At 60.8% G+C, this 237-nt stretch carries 1 protein-coding gene and 1 pseudogene; both read left to right on the forward strand.

All coding sequences use genetic code 11. The features are described from left to right. Positions 1-160: pseudogene (gene pqqD, locus WLY71_RS31040) on the forward strand (pyrroloquinoline quinone biosynthesis peptide chaperone PqqD); the annotation flags it as partial. Continuing rightward, positions 138-237 (forward strand): hypothetical protein (locus WLY71_RS31045; RefSeq protein ID WP_347806615.1); only part of this gene is annotated, 100 nt, incomplete at its 3' end. The pseudogene pqqD and the gene WLY71_RS31045, both read left to right, overlap by 23 nt.

Raw genomic sequence — 237 nt, forward strand, 5'->3', positions numbered from 1 at the left:
TCAACATCAGTGCCGGGCAGATCCTTGATCTGGTGGACGGCCAGCGCAGTGTCGCGGCGATCATTGATCGACTGTCTGCGAGTTTCCCCGGCGTACCGGGGATCGACGAAGATGTGCTGCGTTTCTGGAGGTGGCCCATGCTCAATTCTGGATCGAGTGACTCGCGTCCGGGTCCGCCGCTGTGGCTGTTGGCGGAGTTGACCTATCGTTGCCCGCTGCAATGCCCGTATTGCTCCA

Source organism: Pseudomonas rossensis (genome assembly GCF_039888995.1).
GTDB classification, from domain to species: domain Bacteria; phylum Pseudomonadota; class Gammaproteobacteria; order Pseudomonadales; family Pseudomonadaceae; genus Aquipseudomonas; species Aquipseudomonas rossensis.